Source organism: Corynebacterium sp. MSK074 (assembly GCF_030229735.1).
Classification (GTDB): Bacteria; Actinomycetota; Actinomycetes; order Mycobacteriales; family Mycobacteriaceae; genus Corynebacterium.
This window is the reverse complement of the sequence record NZ_JASPIX010000010.1, coordinates 41,335-59,435: the sequence shown is the minus strand read 5'-3', so window position 1 is coordinate 59,435 and position 18,101 is coordinate 41,335. Positions and strand designations below refer to the sequence as shown.

Genomic DNA, 18,101 nt, shown 5'->3' with positions numbered 1-18,101 from the left:
AAACAGCGGCCGGCGCCGTTACTTCCACACCATCCCGGCGGGGTTGCCCAAGGGGAATGTGGTGTACAGTCGGTCGCACTGATGAGAATTACCCAACCTCGGAGAAAGGAAAAGGCGTGGACAAAATGGCTAATAACAACGCCATTCTCCGTGGCGGTGCTGCTGCAGAGATGTCGCTCGATGAACTCTTCGGTGCCGTCGAGCAGGAGTGGCAGGACCAGGCGCTGTGCGCACAGACCGACCCTGAAGCATTCTTCCCTGAAAAGGGAGGCTCTACCCGTGAGGCCAAGCGCATCTGCCAGGCCTGCGCGGTACGCGATGAATGCTTGGAGTACGCGCTGGAGCACGATGAGCGCTTCGGTATTTGGGGCGGGCTATCGGACCGTGAGCGCCGCCGTCTCAAACGCGAGATTGGATAATTGAGGTGTCCAGTGAGGCCCCTGGCTAGCACGCAATGTGCAGCCAGGGGCTTTTCTGCTGCCGCGAAACCTACTGGGGCTACCAGCTATAGCGCGGGTCCACTTCTTCGGGGTCCAAGTTGAGGTAGTTGGCCACCAGCGCGGTAATAACGGTGCCCAGGAGTTCGGAACGCTCGGACGGGGTAGAGGCACGTTGCTCAATGGGCATGCGGAAGATGACCAGGCGCGCGCGGGTGGGCTGGCCCTCGGAATCTACACCGGCGGGAACCACGCGGCCAAGGGGAACTGGGCCATCGGCGATAATCTCATCCGGTAGTACGGTCATATCGGGAGAAAGCCGCATGCGCGGGATGGTGTCTACGGCCAAGTCGAGGCCACGCAATTGTGGTGCGAAGGCGTTTTGGATGGGGGCATAGGCCTCCAATACGGCCATGTCGAAGTGCTCGCGCGCGCTGCGGTAGCGCGGGGTCTGCTGGGGAAGGAGAGGTCCGCGCATGCCGTGGCCGTGGCGGTCGCGGGCGGGGCGGATATGCGGGCGAGCGGCGGTCATGACCTTGATTCTAAGGTGCTGCCGGGCTGGATTTAGCGGAGCCACGCCGGGGCGAAGACTATCTAAATCTCAACCAAGGGTTTAGACTTATGCGCTGTGACTATTTCTCGCCATTGCTCCCGCCCAGGCTGCGGCCGCCCCGCCGTGGCGACATTGACCTACGCTTACGCGGACCAGACGGCCGTCGTCGGCCCGCTGGCGGAAGAGGAGAACCCACACAGCTGGGATCTGTGCGCCACCCACCGCGACCGCATCTCCGCCCCAGTGGGCTGGGAACTGGTCCGCGTGGACCGCATCGAGCTGGATGAGGAAGATGACCTGATGGCCTTGGCAGAGGCAGTCAAGGAAGACGGCCGCGTGACCACCGGCTTGGTTGATGACCGCAGCGCCGGCTCCGGTGCCGACCCAATCGACTACTCCGCCACCTTTGATGGGGCAGACCCCGCCAATTCGAATCACCCGGTCTTTCGCACCCGTCGCGTGGCTTATGCCAAAAAGGCGCGCCGCGCACATCTTTCCGTTGTGCCCGATGAATCGGCGCCCGCGGAACCGGAACAGGACTGACACGAACCCCGTGGTGCGGTAATTTCCCAGCGAGCGGGAGTACTATTGCAGGTTATGCGAACTCGTGAGCATCTTGATGCAGTAATTAAGGCCTATGACGTCCGTGGCGTGGTGGGCGAAGATATCGATGAGAACTTCGTGCGCGATACGGGCGCCGCGTTTGCCGCCATCCTGCGGGAAGAAGGCGAAAATACCGTGGCAGTCGGCCACGATATGCGCCCGTCCTCGCCGTCTCTGGCGCGCGCTTTTGCTGAGGGCGTGACCTCGCAGGGCCTCAACGTGACCCTGCTGGGGCTAACCTCTACCGACGAGCTCTACTACGCCGCCGGTTCCCTGGAGTGTGCGGGCGCTATGTTTACCGCCTCTCATAATCCAGCCAAGTACAACGGCATTAAACTCTGCCGCGCCGGCGCGGTACCGGTGGGCCAGGAGACCGGCTTAGAGCAGATTAAGCAGATGCTTATCGACGGCACCCCGGAGTTCACCGGCACCGAGGGCGCAATTGCCGAGCAGGAGATTCTGGCCGGCTACGCCGACTTCCTGCGCAAGCTGGTACCGCTGGAGGATTCCAAGCCGCTTGTCGTAGCTGTCGATGCCGCCAACGGCATGGGCGGCCACACCGTGCCGGCCGTCTTCGATGGCTTGCCTTTCGACGTCCGCGATTTGTACTTCGAGCTCGATGGCACTTTCCCGAACCACGAGGCTAACCCTTTGGACCCGAAGAACCTCGTAGACCTGCAGAAGTTCACCGTGGATCAGAAAGCCGATATTGGCCTGGCCTTCGACGGGGATGCGGACCGCTGCTTCGTGGTGGATGAAAAGGGCCAGCCGGTCTCTCCGTCTGCCATCTGCGCACTGGTGGCTGAGCGCTACCTGGAGAAGTTCCCCGGCGCTACCATCATCCACAACCTGATTACCTCCAAGACCGTGCCGGAGCTCATTAAGGAAAAGGGCGGCACCCCGGTGCGCACCCGCGTGGGCCACTCCTTCATCAAGGCGCAGATGGCCGAGCACAAGGCCGCCTTCGGCGGCGAGCACTCCGCGCACTACTACTTCCAGGAGTTCTGGAACGCCGATTCCGGAATGCTTGCTGCGATGCACGTGCTGGCCGCTCTGGGCCAGTCCGATAAGCCGCTGAGCGAACTCATGGCGGAATACTCCCGCTATGAGGCTTCCGGCGAGATCAACTCCACCGTGGAGGACCAGAAGGCCGCTACCCAGGCGGTACTGGATGAGCTGGCGGATAAGATTGACTCCGTCGATGAGCTCGATGGCGTGACCGTCGAGCTCAAGGGAACCGAGGCATGGTTTAACGTGCGCGCGTCCAATACGGAGCCGCTGCTGCGCCTCAATGTAGAGGCAAAGACCGCCGACGAGGTGCAGTCCATCGTCGACGAGGTCCTTGCCATCATTCGCCGCTAAACTTCGGCGCGTGAGTGGGAGACCATGTCCTCCCACTCCACAAACTTCTTACGCTCGCGGCCCTCGCGCTCACCCAGCGCGCGTTCGGCCGCGTCCAAGCGCTGCCAATCCTGCCACGTCAGGTAATCGATACCGCGCTCGGTAAAGACTTCGGTGATATCCGCGGCGCTGGAGGGGGAGGGGAGGGCGCCAGAAGCGGCGTCGGCAAGCAGCATGCCAATCGTCTCCGTGGCATCGGACTTGGTATTGCCAATCAGGCCCACTGGGCCGCGCTTAATCCACCCGGTGGTGTAGAGGCCCGGCACTACCGCGCCGGCCGCATCGATGACATGGCCGCCATCGTTATTGATGACGTTCTTGTCCTGGTTAAAGGGCACGCCATCGACCGCGTCGGAGCGGTAACCGGTGGCGAAGTAGACCGCCTGCACCGGCCATTCGGTGAATTTGCCGGTGCCGTGCACGCTGCCATCGCCATTGAGGACGGTGCGCTCGGTCTTGATGCCGCTGACCTTGCCTTCCTCGCCCAAAATCTCTACCGGCTGCTCGAAGAGGTGGATCTGCAGGGTGTGTGGCGCCTCCTTGGGATCGCGGATGGCATACTGCTCGAGCACCTGGCACACCAAATCGGTGGACTTGCTCTCCTGGCGCGCGGCCAGCGAGGCTTCGTCATAGTCGATGTCCTCGGGGGAGACCACAACATTAACGGACTCGGAATGGTCCAGCTCCTTGAGCTCCTGCGGGGTGAACTTGGCCTGCGCCGGGCCGCGGCGGCCGAAGACGCGAACGGTCTCAGCCTGGTTCTTGGCCAGAGACTCGTAGACATTATCGGGGATCTCGGTGACCTTCAGCTCATCGCCGGTTTTGGCCAAGATGCGGGAGACGTCAAGGCCCACATTGCCCACGCCAATGACCGCCACCTCTTTGGCGGAGAGATCCCAGTCGCGCTCGAAGCGCGGGTTGCCATCGTAGAAGCCCACGAACTCGCCGGCGCCATGCACGCCGTCCAAGTCCGCGCCAGGGATATTGCGGTGGCGGTCGCCCACGGCGCCGGTGGCAAAGACTACGGCATCGTAGTGCTGCTGTAGCTCGTCGACGGTGATGTCACGGCCGATGTGCACGTTGGTCAACAGGCGAATCTGCTCGGTATCGAGCACTCGGTGCAAGGATTTGATAATGCCCTTAATGCGCGGGTGGTCCGGCGCTACGCCGTAGCGGATGAGGCCGAAGGGTGCGGGCATCTGCTCGATGAGGTCAATCTGTACCTCGCCGCCGGTCTTTTTCACCAGGATATCGGAGGCGTAAATGCCGGCTGGGCCTGCGCCGATGACGGCTACCTTCAAGGGCTGATTCATGCTGTGCGAATGCCTTTCTCTCTATCGCGGGGTCTAGACCGCTAGGTTCATTTTTGTGGCTTATCTTTCTGGCAATTGAACCGTTTAGTCTAGGTTGCGGCAAGGAGTTGAATTAGATTCTAAAAACATACTGCCGTTCATGCAGTTCACGGCGATTTTTTACTTGAAAATAAAAAAGACCGATTTGTCTGCTCATTTTAGACGGGTAGGTTGTCTTTCAATACTTTGGAAAGGCAGGTTGAGATCTACACCATGACCACCGCGACTAATACCAAGCGCACGCCCCGCGCCAAAAAGCCCGAAGGCCAATGGAAGATTGACGGTACCGAGCCCCTCAATAACGATGAGGTCATTAAGCAGGAAGACGGCGGGCTTTCTGCCAAGCAGCGCGTCATCGATATCTATTCCAAGCAGGGATTCTCCTCTATCCCGGCCGATGACCTAGCCCCTCGCTTCAAGTGGCTGGGCCTTTATACACAGCGCAACCAGAACTTGGGCGGTGAGATGACCTCCAAGCTATCTAACGCGGAACTGCAGGACGAGTACTTCATGATGCGCGTGCGCTTCGACGGCGGCCGTGCCGATCCTGCCAAGCTGCGCGCCGTCGGTGAGATCTCGCGCGATTATGCCCGCTCCACGGCGGACTTTACGGACCGCCAGAATATCCAGTTGCACTGGATTCAAATCGAGGATGTGCCCACCATTTGGGACAAGCTCGAGTCTGTGGGGCTGAGCACGCTCATGGGCTGCGGCGATGTGCCGCGCGTCATTTTGGGCTCTCCGGTTGCCGGCGTGGCCGAGGACGAGATTATCGATGCCACCCCAGCCATCGAAGAGATTAAGAATAACTACCTGCCACGCGAGGAATTCCATAACCTGCCGCGCAAATTCAAGACCGCTATCTCCGGCAACTCCCGTCAGGACGTCACGCATGAGATTCAAGACGTAGCCTTCGTGGGCGTGAACCACCCCGAGTACGGCCCGGGATTCGATTGCTTCGTTGGCGGCGGCCTATCCACCAACCCGATGCTCTCGCAGTCCCTCGGCGCCTGGGTTCCCCTAGAGCGCGTGCCGGAGGTCTGGGCCGGTGTGGTCGGCATCTTCCGTGACTACGGCTTCCGCCGCAATCGCAATCGTGCCCGCCTGAAGTTCTTGGTAGCCAAGTGGGGCATCGAGAAGTTCCGCCAAGTGCTGGAGGAAGAATACCTAGACGCGCCGCTATTGGATGGCATCCCCCTGGAGGTCGAGCCTGGCTCCCGTGATCACCTTGGCGTGCACCGCCAGAAGGATGGCAAGTTCTACGTCGGCGTCAAACCTACCGTGGGCCACGCCACCGGCGAGCAGCTCATCGCCATTGCGGATGTGGCCGAAAAGTTCGGCATCAGTCGCATCCGCACCACCCCGATGAAGGAATTGCTCTTCCTCGATGTGGAGGAAGAAGACATTCCGGCGCTCTCCCGCGCGTTGGATGAGACCGGATTGTACTCCCAGCCGTCCGAATTCCGCCGCGGCGTCATCTCCTGCACCGGTCTGGAATTTTGCAAGCTCGCGCACGTGACCACCAAGGCCCGCGCCATCGAGTTGGTAGACATTCTGGAAGACACCTTGGGCGATCTGGACGTGCCGATTTCCATCGCGCTCAACGGCTGCCCCAACGCCTGTGCGCGTTCGCAGGTATCGGACATCGGCTTGAAGGGCCAGATTGTTACTGATTCCGAGGGCAACCGCGTCGAGGGTTTCCAGGTCCACCTGGGTGGCGCCCTTGGCTTGTCCCCGGACTGGGGCCGTAAGCTGCGCGGCCACAAGGTCGTCGCCGATGAGGTGCCCGAGTACGTCATTCGCTTGGTCAATAAATACAAAGAGCAGCGCGAGGACGGCGAGCAATTCCGCCACTGGGTCTTGCGTGCCAAGGAGGAGGACTTGCAGTGAATTTTCGCCGCCAGCCCAACCCCAACCGCAACCATCCCAGCTTCTGCCCGTATTGCGCAGGCACCGACCTCTTCCCGGATGAGGAAGATGATTTTGCCTGGAAGTGCCAGGAGTGCCTGCGGATTTTCTCCGTGCGCTTTCACGGCCAAGACGATGCCCCGGTAGCCCCCGCACCGGCCGTGTCCTCCAACGAGGCATTGAAGCGCTCGCTTGCCCGCCGCGGACACTCCACGGCACCGCAGGCTTAAGGATGCGCCCCATGCCCGCACTTATTACCCTGTCCCACGGTTCGCGGCACCCGGGCGCCGCGGCCGGCATTGAGCGTTTGACCCAGGTCGCGGGTCTGCGCCCAGCCCGCGCCGCGCACCTGGAATTCAATGAGCCCGACCTCACCACGGCCGCGCTCGAGCTCGCCCAGCTAGGGGAGACCGAGGCCATTGTGGTTCCCCTGCTTTTTACCCAGGGCTATCACCAGCGCGTGGACGTCCCACGCGCGCTTGCCGACGCCTCCCAAACCTCCCACCTTTCCCTCCACCTCGCCCCAGGGCTCGGCACCGGCGAGGACCTCGCCCGCGTGCTCGCCTCCCGTACCCGGCCTGGCGATGCCCATGTGGTCATCTACTCCGTCGGTTCCTCCGATACCGCGGCTAACGATGCCATCCGTGAGCTAGCCCACCGCACCTTCGCGCTCACCGGCGTGCCCACGGCGGTGGAATTCGCCACCCGCGGTGGTCGCGAAGGGATCGTGTCCTTGTGCCGCGAGCATCAAGACCCCTCTCGCGTACGCGTTATTCCGCTCTTCGTGACCGAGGGCCTGCTCCTAGACCGGTTGGCGGGTGTTCCCGCGACCGTCGACCGCCCTCTCGGCACTGATCTCGCGGGCCTCGTTGCAGATCGCTTTCACCACGCTCGTCGCGCCGCACAGGAGGTGTTCGCGCCATGCTAACCCTCATCCTCATCGCGCTCGCCGGGGCGGCCGCCAACCTCGTGGACGGTGGTATCGGCATGGGCTTTGGCGTCACGTCTACCACCATGCTGCTTCTTGCCGGCCTTGGCCCCGCGCAGGCCTCGGCCGTCGTACACACCGCCGAGCTGGGTACCACGGCCATCTCCGGATTGAGCCACGCGCGCTTCGGGAACGTGGATTGGAAAACTGTAGTCCGTCTCGGCGTGCCGGGCGGGATCGCCGCCTTTTTGGGCGCCACGTTGCTGTCGAATATCTCCACCGCGGCGGCCGCGCCAGTGACCGCACTCATCTTGGTCGGCATCGGCGCCAACCTCATTTGGCGTTTCTCCCAACCGCGCCGCCGTGGCTCCGCCTATAAGCGCACCCACTCCACGCCGTTTCTGGCCGGCCTTGGCCTTGTGGGCGGATTCGTCGATTCCACCGGTGGCGGCGGCTGGGGCCCGGTGTCGACTTCCACGCTCATGGCCATCGGCCGCGAGCAGCCGCGCCGCATCGTGGGTACGGTCAACGCCGCTGAGTTCCTAGTGACCTTCGGCGCTACCGCAGGCTTTATCGTGGGGCTCTGGCACGATATTGTCGCTAACTTGGCCGCAGTCCTTGCCTTGCTTATCGGCGGCGCTATCACCGCGCCCATCGCTGCGTGGCTTATCTCCCGCATCAACCCTGTGCTGCTCGGCGGACTGGTGGGCACGGCCATCGTGGGCCTGAATATCAGCAAAGTTATCGGCGGTGCCGAGACGTACTTTGGCTGGGCAGTGCCTGCAGCAGTTACCCCGGTTGTCATCGCTGTCGTGGTCGCGGCCGGCGTAGCCGCCACCATTCGTGGCGCGTTGCGTACCAGGCGTGCGCGTGCGGCGGAATTGGAAGCCGAAAACGCTGAGGAAGCCGCCCACGCGGATTTCCATGCCCCGGATTATCCGGAGCGCGTCGCTGCCGCCCACCGCGTCCACGGCTCGCGCAAGTCCGACGTGACCATCGTGCAGGATAAGGCGCCCGAAAGCCCCGCTGCTGACCGCGCGTAGCACTTCCGCCGCGACCTTTGGCCACGATACGGGCCAAACTCCAACTGCGGTGGGGTAGAGCGCGGCCACAAGTTGGCCTCGCGGACCCTGAAGGCCTTTAGGGGTGCTACAGCCCGGTCACCTCGCCGATGACGTAGACCGCCGGCGCGGAGATCTCGTGCTCGGCCATCGTCTGCGCCAAGGTACCCAAGGTGCAACGATAGGCGCGCTCGGTAGAAAGCGTGCCCTCTTGGATGATGGCGCAGGGAGTGGAGGGGGAGAGGGAGGCTCCGATAAGCGCACTAGCAATCGCCGGGGCATTTTTCACGCCCATGATGACAGCCAGCGTGGCGCCAGAGCGAGCGAGCGCTGCCCAGTCCACCAAGGACCTCTCATGGCCGGGCGGAAGGTGGCCGGAGACCACCGTGAATCCGTGGACAATGCCGCGCTGGGTTACCGGGATTCCTACGGCCGCAGGAACGGAAATGGCGGAGGTTACGCCCGGAATGACCGTGGTAGGAATCGAAGCTTCCGCCAGCGCTTGCACCTCTTCAAAGCCGCGCCCAAAGACGAAAGGATCGCCCCCCTTAAGGCGGGCCACCTTGCGGCCGGCACGGGCGTGCTCGATGAGCAGCTCGTTGATCTTTTCCTGCGAGATTGACTTCTTATAGGGGAGCTTAGAGACGTCAATAAGCTCTTTGGAAGAAATATCACACAGCTTATCGAGCTGCGCCGTAGGTCCCAGGTGATCGGCAAGAATAACCTCTGCATCCTGCAGGGCGCGCATGCCGCGCACGGTGATGAGGTCCCACGCGCCGGGGCCGCCGCCAATCAGGGTTACGGGATGAATCTGTGCGGAAGTCATAGGACTTCATCTTAGTGGGCGCCCGACTATGCTTGGGCCACATGGATACCGGTAATTATGATGCCGAAACCGTGCGCTTTTTTGATGTGGCGCACGAAGGCGCCCAAATCCGCCTGGTGGCTGGAGAAGTGGAGCGCTGGGGCGAGGCTCTCAGCGGGCTCAATCCCCGCTCGCTGGTCATTATCCCCACCGACGCGATTGCCCGCCAAGCCGCCCACCTAGGCGTTGGCCTAGCCGAGCCGCTGCGGATCCCGATTGTGGTCACTGAATCACTCCCGCGCTACGTGGGGGCTCTGGACGTGGTGGTGGTTGTCGGCGAGCCCGGCGAGTGCGACTGGGCGTCGCGCGCCCTCATTACTGCCAGCCAGCGCGGTGCCACCACCGTGCTCATCGGGCCGGCCAAGGGCCCGCTGGTGGAGGACTGCCCGGAGGATACGCTCGTCACCCCTTGCTTGCCGACGGCCGAGGGGAGCTCGCCCGCGCGCAGCATTGCCGCCCTGCATGCGCTGTGCTGCCTGCTCTATCAGGGCCCGACCGTGGTGAAGGAGACCCTCGAGGACCTTGCGGCGGCCGTGGACCGCGAGCTTGCGCAGCTTTCTCCCGAGCGCGATGCCACTACTAATCCAGGCCGCCAATTGCGCGAATTTATCGACGGCGCCCGCATCGTCCATTCCTGCGTGCTCGACCCCTACTCCTATTCCGATCGTCGCGAGCATGTGCAGCTCGACGCCCTCGTGGCCCGCATGGCTACGACCATCTGGGCCGTACACGGCCTGCCGAGCGCTTATGTGGACCCAGCCGAATTGCGTCGCGCGCTCGACCGGGATTCTGATAGTTCCCCGGCTAATGATCTCTTTTATGACCCCTTCATTGATGGCGATGGTGTCGAGGGCGCTTTGGTACCCTTGAAGGTGGTTTTCTGGGGGCAGGAAGAGGCGAACCTGCCCAACTCGCTTGCAGTCCGCAGTATCGACCCGGAACCGGGCCTGGGGCATCTTGCCCGCTCACTGCAGCTTATTACGCGGAGTTTTGCCGCGACCGCCTACGAGATTTCTAAAGGATAGAAACACATGCAGCTGTTGCACAGCGCCACCCGCAACTATTCCTGGGGCTCGCGTACCCTTATCCCGCACCTGCAGGGCCAGCCCGATGCCGATAAGCCCGTCGCAGAGCTGTGGTTCGGCGCTCACCCCGGCGACCCTTCCACGGTGGATGGCCGCCTGCTCAATGAGGTCATTGCAGAGGATCCGGCAGGGCAGCTAGGCGGCCGCGTTTCTGCCGAGTACGGCGAGCGCCTGCCCTTCCTGCTCAAGGTGCTTGCGGCCGAGGAGCCGCTGTCCTTGCAGGCGCACCCGTCAAAGGCGCAGGCAGAAGAGGGCTTTGCCCGCGAAAACGCCGCCGGCATCGAGCTGACCGCGTCTAATCGCAATTACAAGGATGATAATCACAAGCCCGAGCTGATTGTTGCGCTCACGGATTTCTATGCCATGGCCGGCTTCCGCCCCTTGGCACGCACTCGCGAGCTTTTTGCCGCCCTCGAGTGCCCTGAGCTGGACCACTACGTTGCCATGCTGGACGACGACCCCTCGGCAACCACCGAGTCCGCCAACCTGCGCGTCCTTTTCACCACGTGGATTACCATTCCGTCTGCCAAGCGCAAGGAGCTCATTTCCGCCATTGTTGCCGCCGGCGAGCGCCTCATCGCCGCGGACTCGGCCGATTGGAAGTCCCGTGTCATGTCTACGGTGCTGGATCTCAATCAGCGCTATCCAGGCGATATTGGCGTGCTGGGCGCATTGCTGCTCAACCACATCGAGCTCTCGCCCGGCGAGGCCGTCTACCTAGACGCAGGCCAGCTCCACGCCTATGTCTCCGGCCTCGGCGTGGAGATCATGGCGAACTCCGATAACGTGTTGCGCGGTGGCCTGACGCCAAAGTTCGTTGACGTTCCAGAGCTGGTCAAGGTCTTGACTTACGCCGCTGCCGACGAGCCGCGTGTGCAACAACAAGATAAGTCCGCCCAGGACAATGTCCACGATGCCGCCGCATGGTCCTACCCAGTACCCATCGAGGAATTCCTGCTGGACCGCGTGGAGCTCACCGGTTCGTCTTCTGTGGATCTTGATTACGATGGCCCGACCATCGCCCTGTGCACCGCAGGTTCCGTAACCTTTACCGATGCTGCGGGCAAGACCCTCACCGCGACCCCAGGCCAAGCCGTCTGGCTGCCAGCTGCCGAGGGCCTCGTTACTGCTAATGCGGAATCCGACACCGCGGACCTCTTCGTCGCCCGCGCCTAGTCCGCGTTTAGCCCACACCAGCACGCTTCGCCGCCGCCCTCCGGTTTCAAGCGAAGCGTGCTTTTCAGTCTTCATTACAGCCGCGTTGCGGCCTGCTCTGCCCAATTCTTGGCGCATATTGTGGCTGCGTCGTAATGACCGCATTCCAGCGCATACAAGACAAGCACGTTTCCCCGATTTCTGACTTCAGAATCGAGGAAACGTGCTTGTTTTGTTCGTCTACGCCGAGAGTTGGCTCCGAATTAGCGCGTAGGCGCCGCTTCGCGCGGAGCCTGCTGGGCGGTGACCGGTGCCTGCTTGGTTGGCACCAGGTCGGTTGGCTCCTGGTTCTGATCGGCGGAAGGTCGCTTCGCAGCGGCATGGCCGGTGGGCTTCTCTTCCTTTGCCTTTTCGACCGTGTGGTGCTCCGTGCCAGCTGGCTCCTGGGCTGGGGCGTCGGTAATCTTGCCCGCATCTTCATGCACGGAAGGCTCCTCAGGCGAAGGCTGTGGAGTGGACGGGCCAGTGGTGGCCGGCGGGGTGGTGCCGCCCTGGTTGTTCTGCGGGGCACCAGTAGTCTGCGAGCCGTTCTGGTTGCCCGGGTAATCGGGTGTCAGACGCTGATTGCCTTGGCCGGTACCTTGACCACCTTGGGTGGTGTTATTGCTTTGCGAGGTGGTGCCCTGCGGGGAGATGTTTTCTGGACGATAGACCTTGGTGGGCTGGGTTGCCGCCTGTGGGCGCACTACCGCATTAGGGGCGAGAAACGGATCGTTGTTGTGCGGCTGCTGATGCTTGGAATCGCCAGACGAGGCGGTGGAACTCGTAGCGTGCGTGGAGTGCTGCTTTGAAGGGGAACGGTCCGTGGAAGAAGTGGTGGTCTCCTCGGCCGCGGTGTGGGTCGGGGAGACGGAGGTGGTCGCGGACTGATCCGCGGCGTTGGAATAGTTAGCGCTCGGCGAGCTCATGCGCCAGACGGCGACTCCGACGACGGCCGCGGCGATCAGTCCGGCCACAATGAACACGTAGACGCGGCGCGAATCTGGCTTCATCGTGGCTGTCCTTTCTATGAGGTGGGCGGTTTCAGCCCAAGGAGGAGGGCGATACAGCGCCCCGGTAACAAGTTGGTAACGAGACTATCATGTTTGGGAAACATTGCGACGGCGTCGCAATTCTGTGATAAGTACACAAAAAGGCAGTTCACGGGCGTAGAAGGCCATGCAAACCTTTTCATCGTCTTCTTTCTTTCACTAAGAAAGCGTGTATAAATGGCGCTGAAAGCACCGAAGGAGTCAAAAAGTGAGTACTTGGGACGAAAATATTTTCAGCACGGACCTCAACGTCGATTTCTTGGACGAGATGGCAAACCTCGATGAAGAAGGGGTAATTCGCGCCGTCGAGGATGCCTGCGAGGTCGCACACAGCAAGCCAAAACTCAGCGAAGAAGAGGAGCAGAATGCTCAAGCGGCGGCCACCATTGCTGCCATTTGGGCTGGTGCGCCCTTTAGCGCAGGCGAAGTAGTCGAAGACTACCCCTATATTAGGGAACTGGTGGGCTCTGGCAGCGAGACCCTGACGGAAAATGCCCTCGAGGTGCTTGAAAACGTCGAGGAAGAATATGACCTCGAGCCATTCATTGAGGCCCTGTCCTAAGCCGAACCTGCTGCCCGCGGCAGCGGCCGCGCGAGAGCGGCCCCGCGGGTGAAATAACAGAAGGGAAGATAGCCCACACCTATGCTGATCAGCATCGAAGGCATCGACGGTGCCGGTAAAAATACGTTGGTCTCCGCACTTAAGGAGTCGTTGGACCGGCCCGTAGAGGTTATTGCCTTTCCGCGCTATGCAGACTCGATTCACGCGCAGCTAGCGCAGAAGGCACTCTATGGAAAGATGGGCGACCTCACGGATTCGGCTTATGCCATGGCGACGCTATTCGCGTTGGATCGCTATGGCGTAAAGGACCAGCTGCAGCGCGCCAAGGATTCGGACACTGTGGTGCTCCTGGATCGTTACGTGGCTTCCAATGCCGCGTATTCGGCGGCGCGGCTCGAAGACGATGCGGTGATGGAGTGGGTGCACGATCTGGAATTTGGCACTCTCGGCCTGCCGCAGGCGGACCTGCAGGTGTATTTGGATACGGCGGTAGAGGTGGCGTCGGAAAGAGCGCAGGCACGAGCCCAAGCAGACGCCAGCCGGGAACGCGACCGCTACGAACGCGATGGTGGGTTGCAAGAACGCACCGCCGCAGCCTACCGGCGCTTGGCAGATGCGGGCTGGGGTGGACGCTGGATCGCTACCGCCGATGCGGATACTATTATTTCAGCGATAAAAGACCTTGTAGGAGAATAGAACGTGGCGCCCAAGATTTTGGTTGTCGATGACGATCCGGCTATCTCAGAGATGCTGACCATTGTGCTCGAGTCCGAGGGACTCAAGCCCATTCCGGTCATGGACGGCAATGACGCCGTGCCTGCCTTTGAGCAGCACGAGCCGGACCTCATCCTGTTGGACCTCATGCTTCCGGGCATGAACGGCGTAGATATTTGCCGTGCCATCCGCCGTGAATCCTCCGTGCCCATCGTTATGCTGACCGCCAAGACCGATACGGTTGATGTGGTACTCGGCCTTGAATCCGGCGCGGATGATTACATCACCAAGCCATTCAAGCCCAAGGAACTCATCGCCCGCATCCGTGCGCGCCTGCGTCGCACCGATTCTGCGGAATCTGAAATCCTGGAGGTTGCGGACCTTGTCATTGATGTGCCGGAACATACCGTTCGCCGCACCGATGGCACCGAGCTGAACCTGACCCCGCTGGAGTTTGACCTGCTGCTGGAGATGGCGCGCCGCCCCGGCCAAGTACACACGCGTGAATCGCTGTTGGAATCCGTGTGGGGCTATCGCAATGCTTCTGATACCCGCTTGGTAAACGTGCACGTCCAGCGCCTGCGTGCCAAGATCGAGCACGATCCGGAAGATCCGCAGATTGTGCTGACCGTGCGCGGTGTGGGGTATAAGACCGGCAAGGCCGGCGCCGGGGAGTAAGGATCATCGGCATCATTGAGCGGCTAAGGCGCATTCGAGACGCCTTCATTACAACGTGGCGCACCTCTTTGCAGGCGCGCGTCATTGGCATGATCTTGGTCGCCTCCTCGGTGGTCATGATCATCTTGGCCTACGCGTTGGTGTCCGTGCTCACCCAGCGCCTGGTCAGCCAGAAAGAAGACGTGGCCCAACAGGAGCTGGAGCGCGCCCGCACGGCCGTGGAACAGCAGATCGATGCCACCAGTTCTGCTAACTCCGTCCAGGTACGTATTAACTCTGCGCGTGCTGCGTTGGGCCAGCTCTCCGCCCAGCCGGGCGATACCCAGACGGTTTATGAGCCAGTCATCGTAGTGGAAAACCAGGATGGCTCTGTTACCACTTCGCCCGAGGATTTCCCGGTGCCGGATCAGTTGCGGGAGATGGTGGATCAAGGCCAGATTGCGCAGCAGTATTTCCCGGCGCCGCGCGAAAATGGTGATCACTACAACGCCTTGCTGGTAGGCACGCCTACCGATACCGATATTCCCCATACGCAGGTCTACTTGGCGTTGTCCATGGAATCGGAAGAATCCACCATGGCGTTGATGCGCGGTCTGCTTTCGGCGGCCGGTGTGGTCGTCGTGGTGCTGCTGGTGGGCATTGCCTGGCTAGCTACCCAGCAGGTAATTACGCCAATTCGCTCGGCCTCGCGCATTGCGCAGCGCTTGGCGGCGGGTCATTTGAAGGAGCGCATGGCCGTCGATAGCGATGATGAGATGGGTCGCTTGGCCGCGTCCTTCAATAACATGGCCGATAAGCTTTCCTCCCAAATTGCACAGCTGGAGGAGTACGGCGATTTGCAGCGCCAGTTTACTTCTGACGTCTCCCATGAGCTGCGCACCCCATTGACCACCGTGCGCATGGCCGCGGACATGATTGAGGCGGAGAGCGATAGCCTGCCGTACGGCGCCCAGCGCGCTTCCCGCTTGATGTCGAGCGAACTCGACCGCTTCGAGGAATTGCTCGCGGACTTGCTGGAGATTTCTCGCCACGATGCTGGTGTGGCGGATTTGTCTACGGCAGCCATTGATCTGCGCTCGTGTGTGGAGGCGGCCTACGGGCAGGTGGAGCATTTGGCCCGCGAGCTCGACGTGGAGGTCCAGCTCAACCTGCCGGAGGAGCGCATCGGAGTCGAGGCCGATTCCCGCCGCCTTGAGCGCATCTTGCGCAACCTACTGGCCAATGCCATTGACCACTCGGAGGGCAATCCAGTGGCGGTAGACATCGCAGCCACGGACACTGCGGTGGGCGTTACCGTTACGGACCATGGCGTGGGCTTAAAACCTGGCCAGGAAGAGCTGGTATTCAACCGCTTCTGGCGTGCGGATTCTTCCCGCAAACGCCATTCTGGCGGCACCGGTTTGGGCTTGGCTATCGCCCGCGAGGATGCCGTCCTGCACGGCGGCACGCTAGATGCCACCGGTTACGAGGGATTTGGTTCTCGCTTCCGCCTCATTATTCCACGTACCCCGAATACCGAGGTGGGCGAGGCTCCCATCGCTGTGGAGATTCCCGGCGCACCCGTCACCAGCACTGCGGATGGTAGTGAGCTGGCAGAATCGCGACCAGAACCCGATGCTGCAGCTGCAGAAGCACCGGGCCCAGGCGCCGCCGAGCCGGATGGCGGGCCCGCTTCTGCAACGCCGGCCATTTCATCCGGCATGAGCTCACCGCACGTCGAGAAGAGTGACAGGGACGCCGATGGTGAGGTAGAAGGCGATGGCATCCTCTGGCCTTCGGAACGTGAGCTTAACCGCGGCGCGGCCGCCCCGGACAGGCGCGCCTATAAGGCCCCGGACTTTGAGGGTAGGAGGAAATAAGCGTGTTGAGAGCGAACTATCGCAAGACCGCGGTTGTCGGCACCGCAGCGGCCGTGCTGTTCGTCAGCGGTTGTTCCACGCTGCCGAATAACACCGGCCCGCAAGTAGTCGGTACCTACCAACAGCAAGAGGATGGCCCTGAGGAAGTCATTGCACCGCAACCCGGCGATGACCCGGACCTGACGCTGCGCGATTTCTACCAGGCTTCCGCCGTGCCGGGAAACGACCATGAGGTCGCGCGCGGCTTTCTGACCGATAACGCTCGCGAAGCCTGGGACGCCAGCGGTGATGTGATGGTAGTCGATAGCCTGGACATCGTTACCGCTCCCGCAAGTAAGCAAAGCTCGAGGGACAATGAGCGCGCTTTCACGGTGCGCGGCACCATCATCGGCCGCCTGAAATCCGGCGGTGCGTACGTGCCGGAAAATGAGGGCTACGAGGCCGTCATCTACATGAAAATGCAAGACGATAGGTGGCGCGTCGATGGTTTGCCGGCCGGAGTAGTAATGGAGCGCAATGAAATGCGCAATCACTACACCCCGCAATCGCTGTACTTCTTTAAGCAGAGTGACGATGTGCTGGTTCCAGACCGCCGCTGGCTGTACAAGGGTGGCGAACAATCGGAGTCGACGCTCATCACGCTGTTGATGGAGGGGCCTTCAGCCAGCATTGCGCCCGCTACCCGGCGGGCAGCAGGGGAGAATGTCACTTTCGCCGGCTATGACCGTGAACAGGGCTACCAATTCGAGGGCCTTGCTGATTTGGACTCCCATGATCGCACGCTCTTTGCGTCCCAGTTGGTGTGGACGCTTACGGAAGCCGGCCATACCGGCCCCTTCAAGGTCAAGGCCGATGGCGGTGACTTGGTGGAGGGCATGGATAGCCTGAGCGTGGATGACTTCGCGGACTATAACCCGGAGGAAAGCAGCACCTCTTTGTCTAAGCTCTACGCCCTCAATGAGGGCAACCTGCTCGAGGTGGACGATGGTGTGGCCGAGCCCGTGAAATCCACGCTGGGCAGCAGCGGTGATGTGCAATCCGTAGATGTTGCCGATAGCGGCCTCGTAGCGGCAGTGCGCCGCAAATCCAATAATGACTTCTCGCTGCAGATTGGCGAGCTTGATGGCCAGCTGCAGGATTCGGTGGAAGGCCCCACACTGGCACGGCCGACCTTCGAGTACAACGGGCAAGCCGCCTGGACCGTGGTCGATGGTGATCGCATCGTGCGCGTGGTGCGCTCCAAGACCACAGGCCGCATCTCCGAATCTGAGGTGGATGCCCGCAGCATCGACGATATCGAGGGCGAAATATCCGTTATCCGCTTGTCCCATAGCGGTGCGCGCGTGGCCATGATCATTGATGGCCACGTGTATATCGCGGCCGTTGCCCAATCCAGCAGCGGCGATAAGCGCATCGTCAATGCCCGCGAGGTAGGCCCTGAAGTATCCGGTTCGGCACTTTCGCTGGACTGGAATGCGGATGGCTCGCTTATCGTGGGTACCTCCTCGAGCCAGTCGCCCGTATGGCGCATCGAGCAGGATGGTTCCTCGGCCTCGACCATGCCCACCGGCAATATCACCGCCCCTGTGGTGGCCGTGGCAACCTCGCCTACCAAGCTCTTTATTACTGATTCGCACGCCATGCTGGAGCTTCCCTCCACCGTCATGGACGAAACCAATTGGCGCGAGGTCTCCGGTCTGCAGGGTCGGCGTTCTTCCCCTATCGTTTCTAATTAGCCGCCAGAGGGCTTGTGCGGCTGGGGAGAGGCAATTATGAGCTTGGGGGAGCTTATTTTTCCGCGCGCGTGCGCTGGGTGCGGCGCGCCGGGCGAGGTTTTGTGTCCTCGGTG

At 61.7% G+C, this 18,101-nt stretch carries 18 protein-coding genes; 14 read left to right on the top strand and 4 right to left on the bottom strand.

What is annotated here, in order from left to right:
* Nucleotides 1-170 precede the first annotated feature (170 nt).
* On the top strand, nt 171-419 hold the full coding sequence (locus QP965_RS09020) for a WhiB family transcriptional regulator (RefSeq protein ID WP_005528147.1): 249 nt from the start codon (nt 171-173) through the stop codon (nt 417-419).
* A 79-nt stretch (nt 420-498) separates the two neighbouring features.
* On the opposite strand, the gene QP965_RS09015 is transcribed toward QP965_RS09020, so the two are convergent.
* Nucleotides 499-969: a metallopeptidase family protein gene (locus QP965_RS09015; protein WP_005322429.1), complete on the bottom strand. Its 471-nt coding sequence runs from the start codon at nt 967-969 to the stop codon at nt 499-501.
* 96 nt (nt 970-1,065) lie between these two features.
* On the opposite strand from QP965_RS09015, the gene QP965_RS09010 reads away from it, so the two are divergent.
* On the top strand, nt 1,066-1,533 hold the full coding sequence (locus QP965_RS09010; RefSeq protein WP_284821735.1) for a DUF3499 domain-containing protein: 468 nt from the start codon (nt 1,066-1,068) through the stop codon (nt 1,531-1,533).
* 54 nt (nt 1,534-1,587) lie between these two features.
* Complete coding sequence (locus QP965_RS09005; protein WP_284844694.1) at nt 1,588-2,955, top strand: phosphomannomutase/phosphoglucomutase; 1,368 nt, start codon at nt 1,588-1,590, stop codon at nt 2,953-2,955.
* Here the strand turns inward: QP965_RS09005 and QP965_RS09000 are convergent.
* Nucleotides 2,952-4,307 (bottom strand): FAD-dependent oxidoreductase, encoded by a 1,356-nt coding sequence (locus QP965_RS09000; protein ID WP_284844695.1) that lies wholly within the window; start codon nt 4,305-4,307, stop codon nt 2,952-2,954. The two genes, QP965_RS09005 and QP965_RS09000, sit on opposite strands and share 4 nt — an antisense overlap.
* A 252-nt stretch (nt 4,308-4,559) precedes the next feature.
* Between QP965_RS09000 and QP965_RS08995 the strand changes: the two genes are divergently transcribed.
* From QP965_RS08995 to QP965_RS08980, 4 genes are read left to right on the top strand one after another with little or no spacing between them, the layout of a single operon-like run.
* Nucleotides 4,560-6,236 carry a nitrite/sulfite reductase gene (locus QP965_RS08995; RefSeq protein WP_284844696.1) on the top strand — a complete coding sequence of 559 codons (1,677 nt, stop codon included), beginning with the start codon at nt 4,560-4,562 and terminating at the stop codon, nt 6,234-6,236.
* Nucleotides 6,233-6,484 (top strand): hypothetical protein, encoded by a 252-nt coding sequence (locus tag QP965_RS08990; RefSeq protein WP_005322420.1) that lies wholly within the window; start codon nt 6,233-6,235, stop codon nt 6,482-6,484. The genes QP965_RS08995 and QP965_RS08990 overlap by 4 nt, the downstream gene beginning before the upstream one ends.
* Before the next feature lie 11 nt (nt 6,485-6,495).
* On the top strand, nt 6,496-7,182 hold the full coding sequence (locus QP965_RS08985) for a sirohydrochlorin chelatase (RefSeq protein ID WP_284844697.1): 687 nt from the start codon (nt 6,496-6,498) through the stop codon (nt 7,180-7,182).
* Nucleotides 7,176-8,225, top strand: coding sequence for a sulfite exporter TauE/SafE family protein (locus QP965_RS08980; protein ID WP_284844698.1), 1,050 nt, complete (start codon nt 7,176-7,178; stop codon nt 8,223-8,225). The genes QP965_RS08985 and QP965_RS08980 overlap by 7 nt, the downstream gene beginning before the upstream one ends.
* A 106-nt stretch (nt 8,226-8,331) precedes the next feature.
* On the opposite strand, the gene cobA is transcribed toward QP965_RS08980, so the two are convergent.
* A complete protein-coding gene (gene cobA / locus QP965_RS08975; protein WP_284844699.1) occupies nt 8,332-9,069 on the bottom strand; it encodes a uroporphyrinogen-III C-methyltransferase in 738 nt (245 codons plus the stop codon).
* Nucleotides 9,070-9,110: 41 nt separating this feature from the next.
* Between cobA and QP965_RS08970 the strand changes: the two genes are divergently transcribed.
* Nucleotides 9,111-10,133 carry an exopolyphosphatase gene (locus QP965_RS08970; RefSeq protein ID WP_284844700.1) on the top strand — a complete coding sequence of 341 codons (1,023 nt, stop codon included), beginning with the start codon at nt 9,111-9,113 and terminating at the stop codon, nt 10,131-10,133.
* 6 nt (nt 10,134-10,139) lie between these two features.
* The gene (manA, locus tag QP965_RS08965; RefSeq protein ID WP_284844701.1) at nt 10,140-11,369 is read left to right on the top strand and encodes a mannose-6-phosphate isomerase, class I; all 1,230 of its coding nucleotides are present in this window, start codon (nt 10,140-10,142) and stop codon (nt 11,367-11,369) included.
* Nucleotides 11,370-11,611: 242 nt separating this feature from the next.
* On the opposite strand, the gene QP965_RS08960 is transcribed toward manA, so the two are convergent.
* Entirely contained in the window at nt 11,612-12,400 is a 789-nt protein-coding gene (locus QP965_RS08960) for a hypothetical protein (protein WP_284844702.1), read from the bottom strand.
* Between the two features lie 247 nt (nt 12,401-12,647).
* Between QP965_RS08960 and QP965_RS08955 the strand changes: the two genes are divergently transcribed.
* The 5 genes from QP965_RS08955 to lpqB all read left to right on the top strand — a co-directional run bounded on the left by QP965_RS08955 (nt 12,648) and on the right by lpqB (nt 17,988).
* Nucleotides 12,648-13,001, top strand: a complete 354-nt coding sequence (locus tag QP965_RS08955; protein WP_179387511.1) for a DUF4259 domain-containing protein — start codon at nt 12,648-12,650, stop codon at nt 12,999-13,001.
* Between the two features lie 81 nt (nt 13,002-13,082).
* Complete coding sequence (locus QP965_RS08950; RefSeq protein WP_284844703.1) at nt 13,083-13,697, top strand: dTMP kinase; 615 nt, start codon at nt 13,083-13,085, stop codon at nt 13,695-13,697.
* Nucleotides 13,698-13,700: 3 nt separating this feature from the next.
* On the top strand, nt 13,701-14,393 hold the full coding sequence (gene mtrA, locus QP965_RS08945) for an MtrAB system response regulator MtrA (RefSeq protein ID WP_005322406.1): 693 nt from the start codon (nt 13,701-13,703) through the stop codon (nt 14,391-14,393).
* 89 nt (nt 14,394-14,482) lie between these two features.
* Nucleotides 14,483-16,252 (top strand): MtrAB system histidine kinase MtrB, encoded by a 1,770-nt coding sequence (mtrB, locus tag QP965_RS08940; RefSeq protein WP_479957931.1) that lies wholly within the window; start codon nt 14,483-14,485, stop codon nt 16,250-16,252.
* A gap of 2 nt (nt 16,253-16,254) precedes the next feature.
* Nucleotides 16,255-17,988: an MtrAB system accessory lipoprotein LpqB gene (gene lpqB, locus QP965_RS08935; RefSeq protein ID WP_284844704.1), complete on the top strand. Its 1,734-nt coding sequence runs from the start codon at nt 16,255-16,257 to the stop codon at nt 17,986-17,988.
* Nucleotides 17,989-18,101 lie beyond the last annotated feature (113 nt).